At 64.8% G+C, this 23,706-nt stretch carries 23 protein-coding genes; 8 read left to right on the top strand and 15 right to left on the bottom strand.

Annotated features, from left to right (window positions below; translation table 11 throughout):
- Positions 1-72: 72 nt before the first annotated feature.
- Positions 73-1,107, bottom strand: coding sequence for a glycosyltransferase family 2 protein (locus tag ACQ260_RS04300; RefSeq protein WP_432558150.1), 1,035 nt, complete (start codon positions 1,105-1,107; stop codon positions 73-75).
- A gap of 247 nt (positions 1,108-1,354) precedes the next feature.
- On the opposite strand from ACQ260_RS04300, the gene ACQ260_RS04305 reads away from it, so the two are divergent.
- Both ACQ260_RS04305 and ACQ260_RS04310 read left to right on the top strand, forming a co-directional pair.
- Complete coding sequence (locus ACQ260_RS04305) at positions 1,355-2,518, top strand: hypothetical protein (RefSeq protein WP_432558151.1); 1,164 nt, start codon at positions 1,355-1,357, stop codon at positions 2,516-2,518.
- 298 nt (positions 2,519-2,816) lie between these two features.
- On the top strand, positions 2,817-4,418 hold the full coding sequence (locus ACQ260_RS04310) for an oligosaccharide flippase family protein (protein ID WP_432558152.1): 1,602 nt from the start codon (positions 2,817-2,819) through the stop codon (positions 4,416-4,418).
- 18 nt (positions 4,419-4,436) lie between these two features.
- Here the strand turns inward: ACQ260_RS04310 and ACQ260_RS04315 are convergent, their stop codons facing one another.
- Positions 4,437-4,940 carry a serine O-acetyltransferase gene (locus tag ACQ260_RS04315; RefSeq protein ID WP_432558153.1) on the bottom strand — a complete coding sequence of 168 codons (504 nt, stop codon included), beginning with the start codon at positions 4,938-4,940 and terminating at the stop codon, positions 4,437-4,439.
- Between the two features lie 166 nt (positions 4,941-5,106).
- Between ACQ260_RS04315 and ACQ260_RS04320 the strand changes: the two genes are divergently transcribed.
- The 4 genes from ACQ260_RS04320 (at position 5,107) to ACQ260_RS04335 (ending at position 9,585) form a co-directional block, all read left to right on the top strand.
- A complete protein-coding gene (locus ACQ260_RS04320) occupies positions 5,107-5,952 on the top strand; it encodes a glycosyltransferase family 2 protein (RefSeq protein WP_432558154.1) in 846 nt (281 codons plus the stop codon).
- 102 nt (positions 5,953-6,054) lie between these two features.
- Entirely contained in the window at positions 6,055-7,254 is a 1,200-nt protein-coding gene (locus ACQ260_RS04325; RefSeq protein WP_432558155.1) for a glycosyltransferase family 4 protein, read from the top strand.
- Positions 7,255-7,349: 95 nt separating this feature from the next.
- A complete protein-coding gene (locus tag ACQ260_RS04330; protein WP_432558156.1) occupies positions 7,350-8,204 on the top strand; it encodes a hypothetical protein in 855 nt (284 codons plus the stop codon).
- A 1-nt stretch (position 8,205) separates the two neighbouring features.
- Positions 8,206-9,585 carry an O-antigen ligase family protein gene (locus ACQ260_RS04335; RefSeq protein ID WP_432558157.1) on the top strand — a complete coding sequence of 460 codons (1,380 nt, stop codon included), beginning with the start codon at positions 8,206-8,208 and terminating at the stop codon, positions 9,583-9,585.
- Between the two features lie 36 nt (positions 9,586-9,621).
- Here the strand turns inward: ACQ260_RS04335 and ACQ260_RS04340 are convergent, their stop codons facing one another.
- From ACQ260_RS04340 to rfbF, 6 genes are all read right to left on the bottom strand, one after another.
- Positions 9,622-10,275: a WbqC family protein gene (locus tag ACQ260_RS04340; protein ID WP_432558158.1), complete on the bottom strand. Its 654-nt coding sequence runs from the start codon at positions 10,273-10,275 to the stop codon at positions 9,622-9,624.
- Positions 10,272-10,892: a PIG-L deacetylase family protein gene (locus ACQ260_RS04345; protein WP_432558159.1), complete on the bottom strand. Its 621-nt coding sequence runs from the start codon at positions 10,890-10,892 to the stop codon at positions 10,272-10,274. The genes ACQ260_RS04340 and ACQ260_RS04345 overlap by 4 nt, the downstream gene beginning before the upstream one ends.
- A gap of 243 nt (positions 10,893-11,135) precedes the next feature.
- On the bottom strand, positions 11,136-12,440 hold the full coding sequence (locus ACQ260_RS04350; protein WP_432558160.1) for an NAD(P)H-dependent oxidoreductase: 1,305 nt from the start codon (positions 12,438-12,440) through the stop codon (positions 11,136-11,138).
- Positions 12,437-12,979: a dTDP-4-dehydrorhamnose 3,5-epimerase gene (rfbC, locus tag ACQ260_RS04355; RefSeq protein WP_432558161.1), complete on the bottom strand. Its 543-nt coding sequence runs from the start codon at positions 12,977-12,979 to the stop codon at positions 12,437-12,439. Before rfbC ends, ACQ260_RS04350 begins: the two co-directional genes overlap by 4 nt.
- Positions 12,979-14,106 carry a CDP-glucose 4,6-dehydratase gene (gene rfbG / locus ACQ260_RS04360; protein ID WP_432558162.1) on the bottom strand — a complete coding sequence of 376 codons (1,128 nt, stop codon included), beginning with the start codon at positions 14,104-14,106 and terminating at the stop codon, positions 12,979-12,981. The genes rfbC and rfbG overlap by 1 nt, the downstream gene beginning before the upstream one ends.
- Before the next feature lie 50 nt (positions 14,107-14,156).
- Complete coding sequence (rfbF, locus tag ACQ260_RS04365) at positions 14,157-14,939, bottom strand: glucose-1-phosphate cytidylyltransferase (RefSeq protein WP_432558163.1); 783 nt, start codon at positions 14,937-14,939, stop codon at positions 14,157-14,159.
- Between the two features lie 148 nt (positions 14,940-15,087).
- Here rfbF and ACQ260_RS04370 point away from each other — a divergent pair, with 148 nt between their 5' ends.
- Positions 15,088-16,056, top strand: coding sequence for a glycosyltransferase family 2 protein (locus tag ACQ260_RS04370; protein WP_432558164.1), 969 nt, complete (start codon positions 15,088-15,090; stop codon positions 16,054-16,056).
- An 80-nt stretch (positions 16,057-16,136) separates the two neighbouring features.
- Positions 16,137-17,849, top strand: coding sequence for a long-chain-fatty-acid--CoA ligase (locus ACQ260_RS04375; protein ID WP_432558165.1), 1,713 nt, complete (start codon positions 16,137-16,139; stop codon positions 17,847-17,849).
- 27 nt (positions 17,850-17,876) lie between these two features.
- Here ACQ260_RS04375 and ACQ260_RS04380 read toward each other — a convergent pair whose 3' ends face one another.
- From ACQ260_RS04380 to ACQ260_RS04410, 7 genes are all read right to left on the bottom strand, one after another.
- A complete protein-coding gene (locus ACQ260_RS04380) occupies positions 17,877-18,935 on the bottom strand; it encodes an alpha/beta fold hydrolase (protein WP_432558166.1) in 1,059 nt (352 codons plus the stop codon).
- A gap of 26 nt (positions 18,936-18,961) precedes the next feature.
- Positions 18,962-21,085 (bottom strand): DEAD/DEAH box helicase, encoded by a 2,124-nt coding sequence (locus ACQ260_RS04385; RefSeq protein ID WP_432558167.1) that lies wholly within the window; start codon positions 21,083-21,085, stop codon positions 18,962-18,964.
- Positions 21,076-21,429 carry a type II toxin-antitoxin system RelE/ParE family toxin gene (locus ACQ260_RS04390; RefSeq protein WP_432558168.1) on the bottom strand — a complete coding sequence of 118 codons (354 nt, stop codon included), beginning with the start codon at positions 21,427-21,429 and terminating at the stop codon, positions 21,076-21,078. Before ACQ260_RS04390 ends, ACQ260_RS04385 begins: the two co-directional genes overlap by 10 nt.
- The gene (locus tag ACQ260_RS04395; protein ID WP_432558169.1) at positions 21,429-21,710 is read right to left on the bottom strand and encodes a type II toxin-antitoxin system ParD family antitoxin; all 282 of its coding nucleotides are present in this window, start codon (positions 21,708-21,710) and stop codon (positions 21,429-21,431) included. Before ACQ260_RS04395 ends, ACQ260_RS04390 begins: the two co-directional genes overlap by 1 nt.
- A 62-nt stretch (positions 21,711-21,772) precedes the next feature.
- Complete coding sequence (gene brxD, locus ACQ260_RS04400; protein WP_432558170.1) at positions 21,773-23,107, bottom strand: BREX system ATP-binding protein BrxD; 1,335 nt, start codon at positions 23,105-23,107, stop codon at positions 21,773-21,775.
- Complete coding sequence (locus ACQ260_RS04405; protein ID WP_432558171.1) at positions 23,104-23,448, bottom strand: type II toxin-antitoxin system PemK/MazF family toxin; 345 nt, start codon at positions 23,446-23,448, stop codon at positions 23,104-23,106. Before ACQ260_RS04405 ends, brxD begins: the two co-directional genes overlap by 4 nt.
- Positions 23,442-23,687 carry a hypothetical protein gene (locus ACQ260_RS04410; protein ID WP_432558172.1) on the bottom strand — a complete coding sequence of 82 codons (246 nt, stop codon included), beginning with the start codon at positions 23,685-23,687 and terminating at the stop codon, positions 23,442-23,444. The genes ACQ260_RS04405 and ACQ260_RS04410 overlap by 7 nt, the downstream gene beginning before the upstream one ends.
- Positions 23,688-23,706 lie beyond the last annotated feature (19 nt).

The raw sequence follows: 23,706 nt of genomic DNA on the forward strand, positions 1-23,706 counted from the left end.
AAGCGGAACGCAGACGCACGAAAACTCTGTCGGTGTTGATAAATCGGGCCCCCGGAACACCTTGGGAGCGGCTTAATCGGCTTCTGCTGCCTCATCGCCAACAGGCACGAAGTCATACCGCCTGTTGAGCTGATCCGAACGCAGCCGCCGTTTGCGCCAGTAGGCCGCGCTCGGCCTGAACCACTGCATGGACTTCGCCTTGATCTGGAGCCGACGATCGTCCGGGAGCAGGGAAGCCGCCTGAGCGAACAGGGCGGTGGCCGTCGAGTAGTCGCGCGCCCGGAGGGCATCGTTGGCCCTCGCCGACAGGCGATACGGCGATCCGAGCTGGTCGCGACGCTCCAGGTGGGCACGCTCCTCCTCGGTCATCACGTCCCAGAACTCGCGACGGAGCTTGTCCATCAGGATGTCCTCGCCCGCCAGCAGCCCGTCCTGATCGTTCGAAAGGCTGTTGTCTGACCAGCGATAGAGCACGTTGGGGTGCGGCTGGAAGGCGGCGCGCCATCCGTTGAAAAGGGCCCTGGCCCAGTAGTCCCAGTCCTCGCTGCGGTCGATATCCGAATCCATCCCGCCGATTTCGCGATGCATGTCAGCCGAGATGAGCGCGTCCATGTTCCCGAAGTTCCGTTGCAGAATCGCCATGCGCTGTTTGCTGGGCGGCAGCGAGGTGGTCACGACAACTGGCCGTTCGAGATCGATTCCCTCGGCCGACAGGAAGTACGCCTGCGAGACGACCCACCACTTGCCCGGACCTGCTGCTCGCATCGTGTCCATCATCGCCGCGATGTGGCCGGGCAGCATGACGTCATCGGCATCGCCGAACGCGATGTACTGGCCCTGGGCCGCGGCGACGCCCACGTTCCGCGCGGCCGACACCCCTTGGTTCTCCTGGTGGATGACCCGGATCATGTCCCCGAACCCCGCTAGCACCTGAGCGGTTCGGTCTGATGAACCGTCGTTCACAACGATGATCTCGAGGTTCGGATAGGTCTGGGACAACGCAGCCGACACGGACCCGCCGATGTGCAACTCGCAATTGTAGGCGGGGATAACGAGACTGATCAGTGGATCACTTGGCATGGGCACCTCCGCGGGCAGCATAGCCATGCCTCATTGCTGGCCTGGAGCGGATCTCGCCCTGCCGCTGCACAGCCGTGTGTCGGTTATAGTGCTGGCTCTTAGCCTCGTCCAACTACCCCTATGGCCATACTCCCCGAAGGGTGATCGAATGCAGCTGCAGCGACTGTTCTCAAAGGGCGTCTGCGGCTCCCTGACGATATGCGTCGCTCTGATGCTCGGGACCGCCCTGCAGCCCGCTTCGGCAGCAACGGACTCCGGAACTGACTCGCGGCCGATGCCTACTCAGGTCTTCCGCGAGGACTCGCCGCTTTATCAGGTCCTGCCCGACGACACCCCGGTCGCCCCTGACTCCGATGAACTGCTCACTGAGTTCAGGCGCCAGATGGTGCAGTACTACGGGTCGCCGGAAGCTCCCTCGATGGACGTCAACTATCACAACTACGCGCCTGCTCTGTATGTGGCGCGGAACAGCGACCCCGTCCACGACATCATCATGTGGAACTGTCAGAACAAGCCCGACAACTGGGACGACGAAGTCTCTCAGCAGCTGAGCGGCATCCATATCCCCGCTGACATGATTCCCGATCAGTCCTTGGACGGATCCGTTTCGATCTATAACGAAGACCAGGACACAGTCACTGACATGTGGCGTGTGCGCAAGAACGATCAGGACCAGTGGGAAGCCTGCTGGGGCGGGACCATCACCAACGCCAAGGAGTCGATGGGCGCGTTCGACCCCAGCTTCGGCGCATCCGCCTCCGGGTTGGCACAGGTGGGCTACACCATCCGCCAGCAGGAACTCCTGAACGGGCAGATCAATCACGTCCTTGGCATCGGGATTCCCGAGATCAAGCTGGCGCCGGCCGTGTCCTGGCCTGCCTCGCGGACCGACGGCAAGCATGCGGGGGTTGCCCTCACCATGGGCCAGCGCATGCGACTCCCCGCCGACCTCGACATCGCTTCGTTGAACCTCTCACCGGCGGCCAGAGCGATCGCTCAAGCGGCACAGGATTACGGAATCATGGTGACCGAGACGTCCGGCTCGGTCGGCCTCGGCGCCGAGAACTTCGTCGGTCTGAAGGAAGACCGCTACGAGGAGATCTTCCGAGGCCGCTGGGCAACGCAGGAGATGTTGGGTGATCCCGCACAGGGCGAGGGCGCTTTTCCGTTCGACAAGCTCGAGGTCCTCCCCGTGGACTACCGCCCGCCACTCAACAATCCGGGGCCCAAGGGTCCTCCGCCGACCGACTTGCCCCGCCCCACCGACCCCACTCCCACCCCCGGCCAACCCCAGCCCGAGCCCACAGAGGCGCCTGACGAAGGCAGCGAAAGCACTGGGCTCATCGTGGCAGCTGCGGTCGGCGGGCTTGGCCTTCTGGCTCTCATTGGTGTCGCGGTTCGGTTCTTCGTGATCAGGTCACGTCAGAGTGGAGCGTGATCCCAAGCGCTCAGCGGGGCCGTCACCAGACCATCAGGACCGTCCGCCCCGCCGGGCGGCCACGCCTGGGTGGCAGTCACAGACCGACCGGGAACCTGACGCCACATCCGCGGACAACCGAACCGACAGCCCCGGCCCAGACGATTCCGCAGAGACCCAGGACACCCCGCGGGCGCATTCGCCCGGGACGACGCGGAGGCCGCTGAGTCCTGCTTCGCCCAGCCACTCCGACCATGAGGCACCGGACGAGTCCCGCACTCCGCTCTGGCACGTCGACGACACTCCCACGGTGATCCGGATGACTCCGATTCCGGAGTGGCCGACCGAGCCTCAGCCCGCCGTCCCTCGCCAGGAGGAACCGGAGACCCCGCCTTCGGAACCACCTGCCCGCCGCGGCGGCGCCAGATCCTTGCTCACCGGCACCGGATGGCAGGCCCTCTCACAGATCCTGCCCCTGATCGTGAACCTGGCTCTGACCCCTTACGTCATCCATGGGTTGGGGCTCGGGCTGTACGGGATCTTTTTGCTGGTCGCATCCCTGCAGATCTTCCTCGGCAGCTTCGACGGCGGCATCGGCGCCAGCGCCGGTCGCTACTTTTCGATCTACGCGGGGCGTGGCGATGCCGTCGCCACGACGCGCCTGCTGTGCACCCTCCAGGTAGCGGTCACTGGCGTCAGTTTGGCCCTTTTCGCGATCGTCTTCTGGGCGGCCCCCGCCATCGTCGCCTTCTTCCCCGCGACCGACCCCGACCCCGCAGGCGCGGTCCTGCTGCTTCGGGTGATGGTGGGAATCTCCGCTGTGGCGCAGATGCGCGGCCTGCTGGCCCAGGTGTTGTATGCCCATCAACGCTTCGCTGTCTCCAGCACGGCCCTGCTCCTCGGGTCCGTCGTCTACACGATCGGCGTGATCTGGACAGTGGAGACCGGACAAGGGCTGACCGGCATCGCCTGGACCTTCATCGGCCAGCAAGTCGTGGGCAGCCTCATCATCGTCCCGAGCGCGTTGCGCCTGCTCAGTCGCGCGGGCGTCGGCTTCGTGTCCAAGGACCTGTTGAAGGAGTTCTTCCAGTACGCGTGGAAGATCCAGATCTCCGGCCTCCTCACCATGGTGTCGGAGCAGGGCGACCACATGCTCGTCGGCAAGTTCGCAGCCCGCGACATGGTGGCGTTCGGAACGGGCGCAAGCTTCGCCAACACCCTCGGCACTGTGCCGATGAACGCCGCCTTTCCGATTCAGTCCCACGTCGGCCAGACGGTGGGCGCCGAAGGACCGGAGGGCGCGGCCGACAACATCGACAGGCTCGAGCGAATCTGGCTGACCGTAATCGTCGGCTGGATTGCCGTCGGGGCGCCGGCTGCGCTATTCGGGGTCAACTCATGGTTGTCTCTGGGGACGACGCTGCCCGGGATCATCGCCTGCCTCGCGCTGATTTCCAGAGGCGCGCATCTCTTCGTGTTCGTCCACACACAGTGGGCGAACACCCTCGGTCGCTCCGACGTGGCGATGAAATCGTCCGTCGTCAATGTGGTGGTGAACATCAGCCTGTCCCTGGCACTCATCGGGACATTCGGCGCACTCGGCTCTGTCGTGGCGACGCTCGTGGCATCGGTGGTTTCCGGCATCCTGACCGTCATCCTGGCCCAGCGGGTGCTCTCAACCCGCCTGGTGAATCCGATCGCCAAGGTCCCCTGGCTCATCGCCGCCGCGAGCGCGGGTTTGTCGTTCGCCCTGGCGTGGACCGTCGACCGATTCATCGTCGGGCCGATCGTTCCCGAAGGCCCCCTTGGTCTCGTCAGCATCGGTCTGTCGGCGGCGCCAGTCCTCGCGCTCTACGTCGTCGCTGCGCTGGGCCCGCAGCGGAGTCGCGAGCTCCTCGCTCGGATCAAGAACCGCGGCTGAAGCGGGATCGACGTCCGATCAACGACGCGACGTGCGGTTCTCCTCGACCTTGCGAGCCGGGATTCCCAGATAGGTCGAGTCCGGTTCGGTGTCGCGCGTCACGACCGCATTGGCCCCGATGCGGCAGCGATCCCCGATCTTGATGGGCCCCAGCAGTCGCGCACCCACCCCGATCAGGACGTCGTCACCGACGACCGGACCGTCCCGGTTGTCCTTCACGCCCATCGTGACGTGATGATAGATCGTGACACCGGATCCGATGGACACCGACGGATGCAGGATGATCCCACGCCCACCGTGTTCCAGCCGGACGCCGGGGCCGGCCCACACCTCGTGCGGCAACTCCGCACCCATGAGCGTCTGCACCCAGATCAGGTCGGCGATCAGCACGATTCGGCGCAACACCCAACACACAGGTCCCCGCGAATAGCGCAGCACCTGCCCGGCACGCCAGATGCTGACGGTGATCCGTTGGAACGGCTGATAGCACCGGGGAAAATCGGCGGCCAACAAGTCTCGCATCACGCGACGGGCCTCGCGCAAGTTTCGGGGACGGCCGGTCGGAGGGGGCGCCATCGGCATGGTTGGTGTCATCCTCCACGAGGTGGGCGGGCTCATTGCGCATGTCGGCCAGCGAGGGTCCTGCGCTAGGTTGAGCTTGGCATTTGACTGTGGAAAGGGCAACTGGATGACCGGCAGCATCGTGATTCCAGCACACAACGAAGAAACCCTCCTCCCCCGGTGCTTGGCCGCTTTGGCCGCGGAGGAAATCAAGGGGATCAACGTCGTCGTGGTGGTGAACGGGTCGACCGACCGCACGGCCGAGGTGGCTCGGCAGTGGTCCGAGGCAATACCGGGGCTCACCGTGATGGAAACCGAAGTCCCGGGCAAGGCGCACGCCCTTAATCTCGGCGACGCCCACGCCGAAGGGTTTCCGCGCCTTTATCTCGATGCTGACATCACCCTGACGCCAGGGGCGTTGCCCGCCCTGTTCTCTGCACTCAGGACGGACGAGGCTCTGGCAGCGGCCCCGTCGATCACGTTCGATATCGCAAAGTCCGACCCCATCGTGCGCGGCTTCTATGCGATCTACCGTCGCTTGCCGTATGTCAGCGAAGGCCTGATCGGGCTGGGCGTCTATGCCCTGTCCGAAAACGGGCGCCGCCGGTTCGATCAGTTCCCTGCCCTGACCGCCGATGACTTGTTTGTCCAGCGCCTTTTCACTCGCGCCGAACGGCGCACCACGCCTGGTCATTTCGTGGTGCGGGCTCCCCGCAGGTGGCGCGATCTTCTCCGAGTGCGCATCCGGACGGTGCAGGGCACGAAGGAACTCGAAGCCAGTTCCGGATTCGGTGATCTGGACCTCACCTCCACCACGGGTGGGACCGTGAAAGCACTGGGGCTCCTTGTGGCCCGAAATCCGGCCCTGATCCCGTCGGCTCTTGCCTATTTGGGCATTACGGTGCTCGCTCGCGTCAGCGCGTCCCGCCCGCAGAAGTGGTATCGGGATGAATCCAGTCGCACCCAGGCCTGACCGCAAACGACCGAACGACCCCACGGTGGCTCTCCCTCCGGAAGAAGGAAGCGAATGACAGTCCCTCCCCCAGTCGCATACTTGGTCAGTCAGTATCCGGCGGTGTCCCACATCTTCATCGAACGCGAGATCATAGGTCTGCGGGCGCTCGGTCAAGAGGTCGTCACCTTCAGCGCGCGCCGGCCACCGGAGAACCTGCCGAGCGAACTCATGCGCAGTGAAGCCGCGAGCACGATCGCCATCCAGGCGGACAAGGGTCAGGTTCTCCGTGACAACCTGAACACACTGCTCAAAAGCCCGGCTGGTTACCTGTCGTCTCTGCGACGGGCGTCAAGCACCGGCGAACGACGCGTTCGGTCGCGCGTCTGGCAGGTCTTCTATCTCGCCGAAGCAGCTCGCGTCTATCAGGAGATGCGCGAGCAGGGGATCCGACATCTTCATGCCCATTTCGCCAACAACGGCGCCGACATCGCGCGTCTCGTCGTGGAGCTCGGCCGCACGATCGACGGCCCGGATGCGGGATGGTCCTGGTCCTTCACCATGCACGGATCAAACGAGTTCGAAGCAGTCGAACGCTATGACCTCGCGGCCAAGGTCGCTGCTGCCGACGGAGTGGCGTGCATCTCCGACTTCACCCGCAGCCAACTCATGCGGTTCACGGATCCCGAGGAATGGGGGAAGCTCGCGTTGGTCCGCATGAGCGTCGATACGCAACGCTTCTCACCACCGGCTGCGGACCGCTCACCCACCGATCCGCTGCGCGTGCTGCAGGTGGGCCGTTTGGTGCCGGAGAAGGGCACTCCGATCCTGATCGATGCGCTCGCGGCGCTGGCCCGGGAGGGAATCGAGGTGGAAGCACGCCTCGTCGGCGATGGGCCCCTGCGGGATTCGCTCGCTGCCCGCGTCGCTGCCGCCGGACTGTCCGACCAGGTCGAGTTCGTGGGGGTGGTGGGTCAGGACCACATCCTCGAGCACTACCACTGGGCGAACGTCTTCTGCCTGCCCAGTTTCCAAGAGGGGCTCCCGGTCGTGCTCATGGAGGCCATGGCCACCGGCCTGCCTGTCGTCACGACTCGCATCGCGGGCATCGGTGAACTCGTTGTGGACGGTGACAACGGTCGCCTGCTCACCCCGGGACGCGTCGACCTTGTGCTCGACGCGCTGCGGGAATTGGCCACCGAACCAAGCCTCAGAGTTCGCATGGGCGATCGAGGACGAGCCACCGTTGCCTCGGAGTTCTCCCTCGATTCACATGCCCAACGCCAGTACGAATTCCTTCAGGCAGTGCGCAAGAATCCCTGACGGAACGACGACTAGATACCGATCAATGATCATGTCAGGATACCGAACGATCCACACTTGAAACCCAACGGCAGTAGGTAGCAAACGTGAAACGAATGAGCAATGCAGAGGTGCTGGAAGAACAGCCCCTCTACGAGCAGGTCACCGCCCCTTTGGCGGTTGCCCGCAAGCACTGGGTTCGCACCACCATAATTACCCTCGTTGGAGGATTGCTCGGTGGTCTGATCGGTTTGGTACTGCCGCCGTCGTACACAGCGGAGACTCGAGTCGCCGTTGGGGCTGGAGATCTGACCTCAGCGGCCATCGCCGGCTTCCCGACGGCTGCTGACAACTTGGCGTCGAACTACGCGCGCTATGTGAACAACACTGGAGTCGCCGCCAACACAGTCGCCCCGGGGGTCACGCTGAAGGCCTCCCAGATTCCTGATTCGAACGTGATTCGGATCGAAGCCGAGTCCCGCGACTCCGAGGAGGCGAAGGCCGGCGCCACGGCCGCCGCCAACGACTTGATCGACAAGGTCAGCAACGACAGCCAGAATCAACAGTTGCAGGAGACCAACACCAAGCTGGACGAGGCATCTGCCGCTTACGGAACCGCCTATTCCGAGTTCCAGGCTGCCCAGAACGATCTGACGCGCCTTCAGTCGCCGCCGGTCGCCCCGGCTGGACAGATCAACGAGGCTCGCGACCGGCTCGCACGTGCAAAGACTGCGGAAGGCGTCGCACAGGCACGGTTGTCGGGCTATCAGGTGAAGCTCACTCGCCTCATCTCAGAGCAGTCGCGGGCAGCCCAGCTCATCGTCGTCCGCGAGGTCGGTGATCCGAAGTCCAGCCGCGGCACTCGGATGCAACAGCTGGGACTCCTCGGTCTCGTCGGTGGCTTCATCGTCGCCCTGATTGCCGCACGGGCAGCCGAACGCCGCGCCGACGACGAGGCCACCGAGGTCTGACGTGCCGTCCGGTCGCTTCACCACACTCTGGATCCGCCAGAGGCTGGATGACGAAACCCGCACTCCGGCCTATGTCTGGCTGTTCTTGGCGGGTCTCACGCTCACCATCTTCTCCGGCAACTGGGCTGAGCTCGGGATGCCGACAGGTCTTGATCGGCCGCTGCTCCTTCTGAGCATCGTGTTGTTCGTTCTCGATCCGGTCAAAGAGCGGCTGCGGCTGAGGACCGTCTGGATCCTGATGGCGGTGACTGTGCTGTGGACTCTGCTGTCCTGGATTTCGACCGGCACCCTCGGGGAAAGCTATCCGCTGTTCATGCTGCTCGACCGCATCGTGATGCCCTTTCTGATGTTCGGGCTCGGCGCGCTCATCTTTTCGACAGAACATCGCCGGATGCTCCTCCTGCGGCTGAGCGCTCTGCTTGGCACCTATCTGGGCTTCACCGCCGTCATGGAACGGGTGGGTCTGGAAGCGCTGATCTTCCCTCGCTATATCAACATGCTCCACGCGACAGCATTGGACGGCGCCGAATGGCGCGCGTTCGGTCCGTTTGGCAGCGCCGAGGCCCTGGGCATGGTGGCGGCACTCACCTTTTTCCTATCGTGCTTCTTGTTCACACGCTCGGAAGGTGTGTGGCGTTGGGTTGCTGTTGCCGGCGCTGCCCTGAGTCCGCTCGCCAACGTGCTGTCGTTGACCCGATCAGCCTGGCTCGGATTGGTCATGGGCCTTGTCGCCAGCATCATTCTCGTGCCGGCACTGCGTCGTTGGATTCCGGTCTTCGTGGGGGGAATCGCCGTCGCCATCGTCGGGGTCTTCGTGGCCCTGCCCAACCTCACCGCTGAACTCACAGATCGAATGTTCCGGGGCGACTCCCTCGCGGATCGCGCCAACACCAACGCTGCCGCAATGAGAATCATCGAGGCCGAACCTCTGACCGGGATCGGCTGGGGCCAGTTCTTGTCCGAGAACGTTCTGTGGGTCCGGCAGGCTGACACCTATCCAGTGACCCAGGTCAACATCGAGGTCCACAACGTCCTTCTGTCCCGCGCCGCTGAAACCGGCGTCCTGGGTGCTGTTCTGTGGATCCTGGTCATTCTGTTCGGACCGGTCATGGTCCTGCTGAGCCGTGCACGTCTCGCAGAAATGCAGGCTTGGAAGGTCGTGGGATGGTGCGCTCTGCTCATTCTCATCGTTCCCACGATGACCAGCCCGAACCCCTATCCCACACCGAACTACCTCATCTGGTTGATCTGCGGCATCGCGGGCCGGGGCGTCCTGGTCAGGCTGCCAGGACTCATGGACCCTCGGGCTTCGAACAGGGCATTCCAATCGCGGCCGAAGCCGGCCCAGAGCCTGTCCGCGTCGGCTCCGCATTCGGCGTAGCGCCCGGGACACAGCGCGTGTCCCGGGCTGCCCGCCTTAGCGATCGTCGTCTGACGCCGCGCGCCTGACATCGGCAGCAGGATCATCGGAGTCCAGCAGGACGCTGACGATCGAGTCGCCCGTCGACATTTTGTGATCGGACCATTCCAATGCGAGTCCAGCCGCAGCGAACCGATCTTCGGCGTCATCACCCATATACGCCACGGCACCCGTGCCTGACAGATAGGACGTCGCGCCGACCATCACGCACTGCTCGATCACCCGCTCCCGGCCCTTCTCCTTCGGCGGTTCCGTGATGACGAGTGGGGTTGTGATGTCGAGCAACGGCCGCACTACCTCGATCAGGCTGACGTTCACGTCCACCAGCGACTCGCCGGCACAGCTGGCGATCGCCTCGAGCAACTGTTCACCGCGTGACTTCCAATGCTTTGCGCCCACATAACGGCCACGGATGGCGCTGATGAGCCGGTCCTGCCAACCGGGCTGAACCTCGACCGCGCTGATAGGCACCAGTGACGGTTTACCCACCAACTGATGAGACACCCACGAGTCACGCATCTTGACCCGGCGCTGATAGCCGTGCTTCTGGAACTGATCATGCACAGCAAGCACGAACTTGTCGGACTGGGCCATCTTGAACCAGAACCCCGAATACGGCAACAGATCCGGTTGGTGCACCGCGACCCTCATGACCGGATCTGCCTAACCAGCGAGTACTGCTCAGCAAACGGCAAACGACGAACGCTCCCGGCAGCCGCAGACAATTCCTTCACGAAGTTCATGGGGTGGCTCTCCCCAGGGATCTCCGACGAGTACGCCTTACAGGCCGCCGCCTTCAACTCCGCTTGCTCCTCGGTCAACGACTCATACACGTTCCAGCGCAACTCATGAGCATAGAGGTTCACGTCATAGACCTGGATGTCATAGACCATCACCACGGGCGGGAACCAGTGATCGACGCTCATCGAGATCCGGCAGGCGCGGAGCCCGGCCTCATAGACAGAAATGTGATCCTGGTGCAGCGACGGATAGGGCAGATAGACCTCATGCGGCATCAGCTCCGCAAACTTCCGGTCCAAGGCGTCGACGAGGGCCACTGCGGATGCCGCGACATCGCCATCCTTGAAGCCGAGGTTCTCGTAGTTCTTCACCCGCAGGGTTTCCATTGCTTTGCGATGTTCGCTCCTCCGCGTCTCATCGCCCGCAGCGATCGTCAAGACCGTGCACTCATCCGGATATTTGGCCAACAAGCCACCACACCCCAAGGACTCATCGTCCATGTGTGGCGCCAAGATAACTCTCCGCACAACTCTCCCGAGATTCGATCAGTCAACTGGTTCCGGCAAGGGATGACCGCTCGATAGTACTCGTCATCCGGCTCTGGACAGACCCGCGCTCATGGCTGCCGTCGTGACCGAAGGAACAGGAACGAGCGACCCACCGCCGCGCAGGGCGGCGGTGGGTCCGTAGGTCGCGCCCTTTCCCAGGAGTCCGTGGCAGCGCACGTCCTCAAGCGGCTCGCCGGTCCTCTCAGGCAGCGGCCTTGTTCGTCAGATTGCTCCGCCGAACATCGCGTCCTGTTCGGCACGCAGCTGCACCGAAAGCTGATCGGACGGCAGGGTGACGTCGGCGTACGAAATCACCTCGTCGACCGCAATGTCGCGATTGACGACCGCGCCGGTCGCCAAGCCCACCGGCAGCATGTTCTCCGCGCGCTGGCGCGCGGCGGGTCGGCACTCGCCGTAATAGGCGTATCCGCCGATGCCGTCCAGCGTTTCCCCGGCCTTCAGATCCTTCTTCGCCACCGTGACGACCTCGACCCGCGGTCCGTCCGGGAGCGGCCGGATGGTCGCATCGCCCAGCAGGACGGCCCGGGCGATCGTCGTCGGGACCTCGAAGTGACAGAGGTGATAGGGGGTGTAGAAGCTGTATAGCGGACCCTGGCCCAACTTGTAGTAGGACAGGAAATGCTGCTGCTTGGGGTCGTCATGGGTGCCCAGCACGAACACGCCCGGGCCTGGCTTGGCCTTCACGACGTAGTCGACGGCGCCACCCATGGCGCGGAGCTCGTCCACGTCGTACTGCGACGTCAGCTCGTCGACGTGCCCCTCGAAGTCGCGGCCGAGGCACCCGTTCTCGTGCACGGACAGGCCCGCCGCGTTGGCCACCAGCGCCTGCTCGATCGAGACCTTCGTCCCGTCGGCGAAGCTCGTGACCATGTGGACGTTCTGCCCCCACTGCTTGGCGAAGCCCTCCTGGGTGGTCGGGTTTCGGAAGCGGTCCTGCAGGCCCTTGATGTTGCCGGCCAACAAAGGAGTGACACCGAGCCCGCGCACGAAGCGGATCAGATTCATCTCGACGCCCGGCTGGTCGCCGTCGATGCCCGTATAGACGATGCCGGCGCTCTCGGCCTTCCGCGACAGAATGGAGCCGAGGGTGGCGTCCACCTCGGCGTTCATCAGCACCAGGTGCTTGCCGTTGTCGATGGTGGACAGAGCGACATGAGCACCGAACTCCACCGAGCCGCTGCAGTCGATGACGGCGTCGATCCCGTCGGCGGCCGTCAGGTCGGCATAGCTTCCGGTCACGGCGACCGAGCCTGCCGCGATAGCCTTGTCGATCGCCCGGGTCGAATCGCAGTCGACGATCTCGTTGGGCGCATAACCCGCGTACGCGAGCGATTCGCGCGCCTGCTCCGGTTTGCGGGCATAGACGGCGGCGACGACCATCCCGGTCATGGTGTTTCGGATGTGATTCATCATGCCGCGCGCCATGAACCCGGGTCCGATCACGCCGAGGCGGACCGGATTGCCGTCCTTGTGACGCTGCTGCAACAGGGTGTCGGTGATGATCATCGGATCGGCTTCCCATCCCAGTCCGGCCAGCTGCGGTCCTTCTCGGAGATCACGACCACGTCGGCCGGCCATTCCAGCCCGAAGGCCGGGTCGTCATAGCGCTGACCCTTTTCGCCCTGGGGCGCATAGGGCCCGGACACCTGATACGTGACCTCGGTGTCGTCGGTGAGCGTGAGATATCCGTGCGCGCAGTAGGGAGGGATCCACAGCGCCCGGCGGTTGTCGGCGCTCAGCTCGACCATGACGTTCTTGCCGAACGTTGGGCTGTCCTCCCGCAGATCGAGGCAGCAATCCACGATCGTCCCGCGGATGCAGCGCACGAGCTTGCCCTCGGCATGCGGCTCGATCTGGCGGTGCATGCCGCGCAGCGTGCCGGCCTTGTGGTTGAAGGACATGTTGGCCTGCGCGACGAACGGGTCGATGCCTCGTTCCTCGAATTCGGTGCGATCGAACGTGCGGGCGAAGAAGCCGCGGTCATCGCCGATCTGCTGAAGGTCGACGATCCAGCAGCCGTCCACGGCGGTCGGGGTGAACTGCATCAGCTCTCTGCTTTCGAGTGAATGGGGTCGGATGACTGGGGTGCGCCGAGGAACTCACGGACCTGGCCGAGCGTGACCTCGGTCATGTCCTGATCGCCGGCAATCCACTTCTGGTACCACACCAACGTCTTGTCGAGCATTTCTTCCTTGCTCGCCCACGTGGGGCTCCAGTCGAGGGTCTGGCGGAACTTGCCGCTGTCCAGGGAGAGCAGGGTCGATTCCTTGAACGTCCGTCCCTCCGAGCCGTCGATGATGCTCAACGGCGTGCGGGCCGCGAAGAAGTCGGTGAGCTCGCGCGTCCGCATGACGCTCTCGTCGTTGGGTCCGATGTTGTACGCCCCCACCAGACTGGGGTCATCCCACTGCCTGGCGGCCAGCACCACATAGGCATAGAGCGCATCGAGGACATGCTCATAAGGCCGAATGCTGTCGAAATTGCGGATCACGACAGGCTCGTCCGCGGCCAGCGCGCGGGCCATGTCGGGGATGATCCGGTTCAGCGCGAAGTCGCCGCCGCCGATGACGTTCCCGGCACGAGCAGTGGAGAGCAACTTGGCATCGGGCGCGTCCGGGTCGTCGAAATAGGAGACCCGATAGGAGAAGGACACCAGTTCGGCGCAGGATTTGCTCGAGCTGTAGGGGTCCTCACCCATCAGCGGGTCATCCTCGACGTAGGGCTCTTCCTTTTCGACGTTGTGATAGCACTTATCGGTCGTGACGTTGACGACCGACACCTTGTTGTCCAGCGCCCTGACTCCATCGAGGAGGTTCACGACGCCCATCACATTGCTGGAGAACGTCAGATAGGGGTCCTCGTGGCCGACGCTCACAATGGGCTGGGCAGCCATGTGGAAGATCACATCCGGACGCGTTTCCCGGACCACGTCGACAAGCGCACGGTCCCGGATGTCCAGGATCTGACTTTCGATGCCCAGGCCGGTCATGTCCAGCATGGGGAACAGAAGTCCGTCATCTGCATGCAGACCGAGACCAACGGTCTTGGCTCCCAACTCCGCGAGGAGAAGTGCCAGCCAGCTGCCCTTGAAGCCATGAATGCCGGTGAGGAGGACGGTCTTGTCCTTGTAGAAGTCCCGGAGATAGCTGACTTCCTCGGCCTTGGATCTCATCGTTTACCCCTGCTTGTGGCTGTTCGGTGTGACGCGGTTGTCCTGACCGGTCACTCCCAGTCCCAGTTCTTCCACGGGGCATCACCGGAGGCCCACAGTTTCTCGAGTTTGTTCTTGTCGTTCAAGGTGTCCATCGGCTGCCAGAAGCCCTCATGTTTCCAGGCGTTCAGCTGACCGTCCAGGGCCAGCTGCTGCAACGGCTCCTGCTCCCAGACGGTGGAGTCGTCCGCGATGTAATCGATCACGCCGGGCTCCAGCACGAAGAACCCACAGTTGATCCAGGCGCCGTCCCCCTCGGGCTTCTCCCGGAAGTGTTCGATCGTCGTCTCGCTCGCACCGAGGGTGATCGCACCGAAGCGTCCCGGCGGCTGGGTCACCGTCATGGTGGCCAGCTTGCCCTGCGCCTCGTGGAACGCGATCGACCCCGGGATGTCGATGCTCCCGACACCGTCGCCATAGGTGAAGCAGAAGGGCTCGTCGTCGAGGAAGGGCCGCACTCGCTTCAACCGGCCGCCCGTCATCGTTTCGGGTCCGGTGTCGACGACAGTCACCTTCCACGGCAGCGTGCTGCGCTTGTGGATGATCTGCTCACCGGTCGCGAGGTCGAAAGTGATGTCGGCGTACCGCGTCGAATAGCTCGCGAACCAGTCCTTGATCACGGACGCCTTGTAGCCGGCGCACACGACGAAGTCCGTGATTCCGTGCGCGGCATAGGTGGCCATGATGTGCCAGAGGATCGGTCGGTCGCCGATCTCCACCATCGGTTTCGGCTTCGTCCCGGTCTCTTCGCTCAGCCGTGTCCCCAGGCCACCGGCCAAGATGACTGCCTTCATCGATACCTCCTGGCGCAGCTTAGCGCCCACGCAGTGTGCTGGTCCCGTCCGGCGGCACGTCAGCTCAAGCCGCCCTCGATCGCTACTATGCTCCATTTTGTATTGCCGAGGCCCGTCGCGTTCCGGCGGGCGGTTTGCAGGAGTGAAAATGGCCACAGTGACTGTCGTGACCACGACGTTCAAGCGTCCGGATTATCTGCGGAAAGCACTCGAGTCCCTGGTGAGCCAGACGTTCACCGACTTCAAGTGCTTGATCTGCGACAACGCCAATGAGCCGGAAGCTGCGGAGCTCGTGGCAGGTTTCAACGACGATCGATTCGAATACATCGGCCGCCCGGAGAATCTGGGCCTGGTCGGCAATGCCCTCGCCGGCTTCCGCGCCGTGACGAGCGAGTTCGTCGTCAAACTCGACGATGACGACGAGTTCGATGACCGATTCCTGGAACTCGCGATCGGGGCTTTGCGGGAACACCCGACAGCCGTGCTGAGCTTCGGCGATATCCGATACGTCGGCCCCGACGGCGATTTCCTGCCGAATTATCATGCGCATCAAAAGGGCTTCCGGGACGCGATCCCCCATGGTTATCTGCGCCCGTTCGTCGATTATGTGCTCAATGGCGGAGTCTCCCTCAACGCCGCGGTGCTCCGGACCGACTCGGTCGACTGGGACAACCTGAACATTGAGACGGCCAGCGCCTACGACCTCCACGTGCTGATGGAGGCGGCCGGCGACGCCACCGCTGCCGTCTTCGTCCCCGACGCGGTCGTGCGTTATCGGATCCACCCTGACTCGGACACCTCGCGGCGTCTGGCCAGCCAGCTCCGGGGCAGGATCATTTCGATCGACCACGCAGCGGCCTCGGCGAAGGCGTACGACAAGGACCTGCTCGAGCGCCACCGCGTCGAGGCATCTGTGCAACTCGTGCGGGACCTCGTCCGCATCGGGGAACAGGACGACGCGCGGAAGATCCTTCGCCCCTCCCTGGGTGCCGCCGTCCGGCCCGACCTCCTCCGTCTTGCCGTGCTGACCGCGATCCCCGGCAAGATCGCCGGCCGCCTCGCGGACTGGCGCCTGCGTCGCTACAAGGACACGCTCCCGAGCGATCCGAACCTCTGAGACATCGGTTGCTCCGGCTGACGACCGCCGCAGGGTGACGCGGGTCGGCGGCCGGTGTCCACTGGACATAACCTGACGTCATGAGCGCCACTGATCCTGACGTCACTGAGTCCGATGGCCAACCGCCCGCCTGGGTAGCCCGTTATCAGCCGGGCGTACCGGCCGAGATCGAGCTGCCCACCGAGTCTCTTTTCGATCTGCTCGTTCGCTCGGTGGCCGAGGCCGGCCCGTCGACAGCGCTGACGTTCTTCGGTCGACAGACGACGTACGCAGACCTGGGTGCCCAGGTCATGCGTGCGGCGGAGGGCCTGCGGCGTTTTGGCGTACGCGAAGGGGATCGCGTCGCGATCATGCTGCCCAACTGTCCGCAGCATGTCATCGCCTTCTATGCCGCACTGCGCTTGGGGGCGATCGTGGTCGAGCACAATCCGCTCGCCACGGCCAGCGAACTGGACACCTTGTTCGCGGATCACGGTGCGAAAATCGCGATCGCCTGGGACGTCGCGGTGCCGAAGCTGCAGGGCTTCACGAAGGCGCCGGCCTTGGCGCACATCGTTGCGGTGAATCTCCTCGAGGAGTTCCCGGTCACGATGCAGGTCGCGTTGCGGTTGCCGGTGAGGAAGCTGCGGGACACGCGAGCCGGGCTGACCGCGCCGACCACCGGCACGATCGCGTGGAAGAAGCTGCTGGATGGGCCGCCGGTTGACCCGTCCGTGCCACGACCGCGGGTCGAGGACGTGGCGGTGATCCAGTACACCTCCGGCACCACCGGCCAGCCCAAGGGCGCGATCCTCACGCATCTCAACCTCTATGCCAATGCGCTCCAGGGCGCGGCGTGGATGAAGGACGCCGAATACCGCAAGGAGGTGTTCTTCGCGGTGCTGCCGATGTTCCACGCGTTCGGGATGACGCTCTATCTGACCTATGGCGTGCTCAAGCAGGCGAACATCGTGCTGTTCCCGAAGTTCGATGTCGACATGATCCTGAAGGCCGCGAAGAAGACCCCGCCGACGGTCTATTGCGCGGTGCCGCCGATCTATCGCAAGACCGCCGAGGTCGCGAAGGAGCGCGGGATCTCGCTGAAGTCGGCGAAGTTCTGCATTTCCGGAGCCATGGCGCTCACCGACGACATCGTCGAGCTGTGGGAATCGGTTTCGGGTGGGCTGCTCGTGGAGGGCTACGGCATGACCGAGTCGTCACCGGTGGCCCTGGGCAATCCGTTCTGGCCGACGCGCCGGACCGGCACGATCGGCGTACCCTTCCCCTCCACCCACATGAAGGTCACCGATCCGGAGGACCCGACCCGCGAGGTGGCCCAGGGCGAGCCGGGCGAGCTGCAGATCCGTGGTCCGCAGGTGTTCCAGGGGTACTGGAACAACCCCGACGAGACCGCGACTACTCTGCTGCCGGGCGGTTGGTTGCGGACGGGCGACATTGTGACGGTGGATGCGGAGGGGTACGCGACCATCGTCGATCGGGCCAAGGAGATCATCATCACCGGTGGCTTCAACGTGTCGCCGTCGGAGGTCGAGGGCGTGATCCGGCGCGTGCCGGGGATCGACGATGTCGCGGTGGTCGGTCATCGCCGGCCCGATGGTGCCGAGGTGATCGTCGCGGTCGTCGAGGCGGAGGACTTCGACGAGGCCGGGGTCCGGGATCACTGCCGGCGTGAGCTGAGTGCCTACAAGGTGCCGAAGAGGGTCATCCGGTCCGACGGTGAACTCCCCCGGTCCATGCTCGGCAAGGTCCTGCGCAAGCAGGTGCGGGAGAAGCTGCCGAGCGATCTGGACTGACCCTGCTGCCGCATGAGCTCGGAATCGTCAGAGACCGGTTCGCGCCCTGAGCTCGTCGACGAAACGAACATAGGCCTCCGGATCCTCATCATGGAACCCGTGACCGGTCTCGACCTTGTGGAAGATGACCTCCGGGATCAGATCCCGTGCGCGTTGGGCGTCGGCCTCACCCATCGCAGCCATCAACGTCCCGTCGGTGTCATAGGCGACCTTGGTGTGCACGAGGGTGGCCGGCACCTCGAGGGATGACAGCGCAGCAGCCTGATCCCAGCCATCGTCCCAGGTGCCCCGATAGAAGGCGTCCCCGAAGTGTGGGTCATAGGTGTTGGCGGTGCGGAGGACCTCGTTCCCCATGGGCGGGAAGGCCCACAACCGGATGCCTTCCCCGGGATGGCGTGCGTGATAGTCGCGGCCCATGTCCTTGAACCAGTCGGCGCTGTCGCCGAAGAACTTCCACATCCGCTGCCGCTCGAATGAATAGAGCACCCAATCGCTGTCGCCGCCGGCGATGAACTCGTGTGCGGTCGTGGCGAGATCCAGATAATTCCAGGTCTGCTCCGCCTCCGGCAGCGTGGTGGTGAAGAACGGCGGATCCTCCAGCAGCACACCGCGCACGCTGGCGTCGTTGGCGGCCAGCCAGGCCGCAATGTGCCCGCCCGAGGAATGGCCCGAGACAATCACGGGTTCCTTGACGACCGCCGCCAGGAATCGGCTCAAAACCTGTCCTTGACCGGCAGCGGTATAGGTCTCCGGCGCGCGCGAGGATCCGCCGTGGCCGAGGACATCGATCGCGAAGACGTGATAGCGCTTGGTCAGCTCGGGCAGCACAGGCGCATAGTTCTTCCAGTCCACCGCCTGGCCATGAATCAACAGCAGCGCCGGCCCGTTGTCGGGACCCTCGCCATAGGTGACCGTGTGGCCGTCGATGCTCGTGGACCGCTCGACGACACCGGCCTTGGTCACCGCTGCCATTCGACGCTCGAAATATGTGGTGTTCCTCCAGCGCCAACCGAAGCCGGCACCAATCCCACCGAGCAGGACGAACCCGAGGATCGCAGCGATGATGGTCAAAACGCGTTTCAGCATTCTGTCTCCCGGGGTCTCGTCCCAGCCTAGCGAGCGTCTGAGGCCTGAACCGTTTGCTTCGCGATCTGGGCAGCCCCCACACGGTCCGCGTTGCGTTCCGCCAATGCAGCGACCGCCAGTTCGGTCGGGAGCAACTCTGCGAACTTCAGACCGCGCACAGCGTCCTCGGTCACACCCGGCGTGACCCCTTCAAGCTCCGGCCCGAACCGCCGCCGCGCATCCCACAAGGCCCGAATCACCGCGCCGGCGGTCGCGTCGCCGCGGAGGTGGATATGCCGATTCGTGTACGCCTCATCGTCCAGCAACTCCGGCGCCACCTCTGCCAGCGCCGCGACCAGCACCGCGTTCGCGTGCGCCCCTGCCCAGGTCCACCAGCGTGGACCAGTTGATTCCTGCACGATCACCGTTGCTTCGTCGGCCACCCGGTGAGCATGCTCCTCGCGAACCGACGCGAGCGCCGCCGACGCCCGGCGCGTCAGGCGCACTCCCTCACCCGGATCCGCGCCCAGCAGCACCCGCCGCGCGGCGTTCGCGACGGCGTACGACTCGCTCACCGGACCGCTGACCCACCGGATTTCGCCGGCGGATTCGGCGGGTTCGACGTACGCACGCTTGCGCTTCCAATCGGTATAGGTGACCCGCCACGGCCGCCCGCCCAACAGGATGACCCGCGGTCCGTCGACCTTGCGAGTCAACATGAGTGGATCGATCTGACCGATTTCCGAGCGTCCGTGAAGGACGACGAACTGCGGCGGTGCGGTGAACACGGCAACCAGATCGCGATAATGGATCCGCCCATAACGGCGCTCGGCCTCCTCGCCCACGAACAGCAGATCGCCGTCGCGATCGAGGAACCCCTCGGCCTCCAGCCAGCCGACGACCTCGGCGGCCGGCCCCCAGCCCAGAGCGTCGCCCCGGGCGCTCAGCTCATCAGCTCCGATCGCACCTTCCTGCAGCACGGTCCCCAAGAGCTGCTGCGCGAGCACGTGCACCGGCGCCGATGGTGGAATCACCGGTTCGACATAGCCCTCCGACCACAACAGCAGCACCCCTGCCGCCCGCAGGAAGTCGTCGGACTCCACGCCCAGAAACAACATGTTTCGTGCCGTTCCTGGTCGTCGGCCCGTCCGTCCCAGTCGCTGCAGCATCGACGCAACGCTGCGCGTGGAGCCGAGCTGGATGACCCGATCGAGGTCGCCGACGTCGATGCCGAGCTCGAGCGTGGAGGTGGAGACGATGACGCAATCGCGGGAGTACGCGAACGCAGTCTCCGCCGCCCGCCGCTCCTCGATCGACAACGACGAATGCGACAGATAGGTCTCCACCTCACGCTCACGCAGAGCCGTTGCCAGCCCCTCGACCTGCCGGCGGGACTCGCAGAAGACCAACCGCTTCTCACCCTGGTGCAGGCCGGCGATGACCGTGGCCGCGCCGGCCACTGAGCCCACGTGGTCGAGATGGAGCTCAGGATCGCCCGCGCCGGCCACCGGCGGATTCACGACCATCCCTGCGCGGCCCCAGTCCCGCGCCGAGCCCTGCAACCAGCCCAGCAACTCCTCGGGATTGCCCACGGTCGCGGACAGCCCGATGCGCTGAATCGGCCGGCCGGTGAGCGCGGTGAGCCGGTCGAGCACACCCTGCAGGTGCCAGCCTCGATCGTCGCCGGCGAACGCGTGGACCTCGTCGACCACGATCGCGCGCACGTCCGCGAACGTCTCCTCCGGGGTGACCTTCACCGAGATCAGCATCGCCTCGAGCGACTCGGGCGTGGTGAGCAGGATGTCGGGGCGTTCGCGCAGCAGCCTGGCGCGTTGGCCGGCGGTAGTGTCGCCGTGGCGCACGCCGACGGTGCGACCCAGCCAGCCCGCGTACTCCTTCACCCGCGGCGCCAAGTTGTTCAGCAGCGCCCGAAGCGGGGTCACGTAGAGAACCGACGTCCCGTCCCAGCGTTCGGCGTGCATCCGAGTGAGCAGCGGGAACAGCGCCGCCTCCGTCTTCCCGCCCGCGGTCGGGGCGAGCAGCAGCGCATCATCGCCGGCCAGCAGGGGCCTGATCGCCTGCTCCTGCAGCGGCCTGAGGCCCGGCCAGCCGAGCGAGTTCACGACGTGGTGTTGCACCACCGGATTGAGGAGATCGAACGTCACTGCCACGTCCCAGAGTCCACGTGTCGGCGCAACTCCATGGCGTCATGGAGAACCCGACCGACAACCAAGAGGTCTCCGTCCCATCTGCAGATCAGGAAATGCCGCGGGCTGCGGACTTTGCCCGGTGCGCGACTGCGGCTCCGAGCCAGGTGCCAGGAAAAGACACCGTCGCCGAGTTCAGGCCGAGGGGTGACCCCCGGTCCCGTCGGACGAGAGGCCGCGTCACGAATGGCTGTGGCAATCAGCACCGCATAACGGCGGCGAGCTTCCGCGCCGAACTCGTCCTGCGTCCAAGCCAGGATGGAGGCGATATCGTCCTGCGCTGCATGCGAGATGCGATAGAGGGCCATCAGTCAGCGGTGCCTGCACCGCCCGGGCCCAGCCCCTGGATGAACGTGTCCAAATCGTCGTCAGCAACGTCCGTGTAGCGTCCTGCAGCAACGTCAGCCCATCCGCTCTCGGCGGATTTTCGCAGCGCCGTGAGCTTGGCGGCATCCTCTGCTTCCTGACGTTGCAAGAGTCGCAGGCCTTCCCGCAACACCTCGCTGGCGTTCTGATAGCGACCCGACGTCACGAGTGCCTCGACGAACTCGTGCTGGTGCTGGGTCAGGACAACATTTCTCGTAGCCATCGCGATCACCTCATTGGCATATTATGCCAATGCTGTCGAATGTGCCCCTGTTGATCGGGGGCTCACAACTCGATCTCGTCAGGATCGGTACGCGAAGTCCCTGCGCCGCCCGTTAGCTGTGCGGCCGCACGCTCGGCGTCGGTCAACTCCTCGCTCACGATCGTCGGCGCATAATGCCTCACTGGATCGAAGTCGGCGAACTGGTCGACACGATCGAGCACGTCGCCGACGAGCTTCTTCACAAAAATGCGGGGCGCCACCCCGACCCGTCCGCCGAGACCGCCGGCCACCGCGTCCGCCAGCAGCCCGAGATAGTCATCATCGACGGTCCCCCGGATCCGGCTCGGGTCAGCAGCGCCGCCGGCGTACAGATCCCTGACCCGGGACCCCAAGTCGACCAGTCGCCCGCGATCGAATCCGGGCAGGCGGACCTGAACCGCCCGAGGATTGTCGAAACGCATGTCCGTGGAGAAGTCGGTCGCAAGACGTTGCGCCAACGGGGCCAGCCGCCCGACGCCGGCGCGTCCGTCAAAGAACGCCGGCGTCCCCGTGATCACCAAATAGAGCCCCGGAAACCGCCCGGCATCGATTTCGTCGATCAGTTGGCGCAGGGCGTTCAAGGCCTTGTCGCGGACGTCTCCGCGGACCCGCTGCAGCGTCTCGACCTCGTCGAGGACGATCAGCAGCCCCGGGTGCCCGGCGTCCCGCAGCACCAACAGGAGTCCCTGCAGGAAGGCCATCGCACCGAAGTGATCGAGGTCGCCCTTGACGCCGACGGCGCGCTTCGCGGCCGCCGCGACATGGGGCTGCCCGCCGAGCCAGGCCGCAAGAGCGTCGGCCGTCGCCGTCTCACCCGCCGTTCCGGCGGCGCGATAGCCGCGGAGGGCTTGGGCGAAAGCGGGGGTACGCGCGGAGACCTGCGCCAACCGGCCCTCGAGCAGCGCATCAGTCGCAGCGCCGAGCGTCTCCCCGGTCAGGGACGATTCCTGCGCGAGCGCCTCGTCCTCGAGCGTGAACAGCCACGAGTCCAGCACCGACCGAAATGCGCTGGGCGGAACCGAACTGGTGCGGAGCGATTCGGTGACTCGGCGATAGACCGTCTCGAGCCGATGCAGCGGTGTCTGGGTTTCGCTGATCTGAACCTCGGCGGTCGCGAACCCCCGCCGGAGGGCACGCTCGGCGAGGTGGCGGGTGAAAAAGGTCTTGCCGCTGCCGTACTCACCCCGCACCGCCTTGAACACCGACCCACCCTGCGCGACGGTGTCGAGCTCAGCGTCGAGTGCCGCTGAGAACCGATCGAGCCCGACCGCCAGAAGGTCAAGTCCGTTGCTGGGCACGGTGCCACGACGCAGGGCGTCGATGACCTCACGGCGTCTGCGTGGTGATACGTCGGTCACAGTCCAAGCACCCCTCGAAGGCCCTCGTCGATCTTGACCATGAGGTGCTGAGGCACGATCCCGACTGGGTGTGGATCGAGAGCGCGACGATCGATGGTGACGATGGCGGTGACGTTCGCCACGGAATCCTTCGGCAGCCCGGAGGCGATCGCGGGCAAGAACACGTTTCCTGGCATGCCCGCCAAAGCAGTGTTGGTCGTCAGCACGAGAACGATCGAGGTAGCCAGCCGACTGCGGTTGAAGGCGTCAGCTTGGATAATCACGACGGGGCGCCGTTTGGCAGGCGCGCTGCCGGCGGGCTCCCCAAGATCACACCAGTGGATGTCTCCTCGGTTCACCATTCGTCGTCGCCTGCGACTAGCACCCGTCGGCTGGCAGCGAGGGCGAACTGGATCGATTCGTCACGGTTGACGGCGTCGACCACGGCATCGATGGCGGCCGTCACATCGGCCGACTCCAGCTCGTCGGCAAGTCGTTCGGCGGCCAGCGCATAGAACTGTGACCGGTTCATGCCATGGCTCTTCGCCACGCGTTCGACTCGAGCGTGGGTCTCGTCCGGGACCGAGATGGCAGTCTTCATGAGATCGAGTATAACTCGG

Source organism: Ammonicoccus luteus, from assembly GCF_050880385.1.
GTDB lineage: Bacteria > Actinomycetota > Actinomycetes > Propionibacteriales > Propionibacteriaceae > Enemella.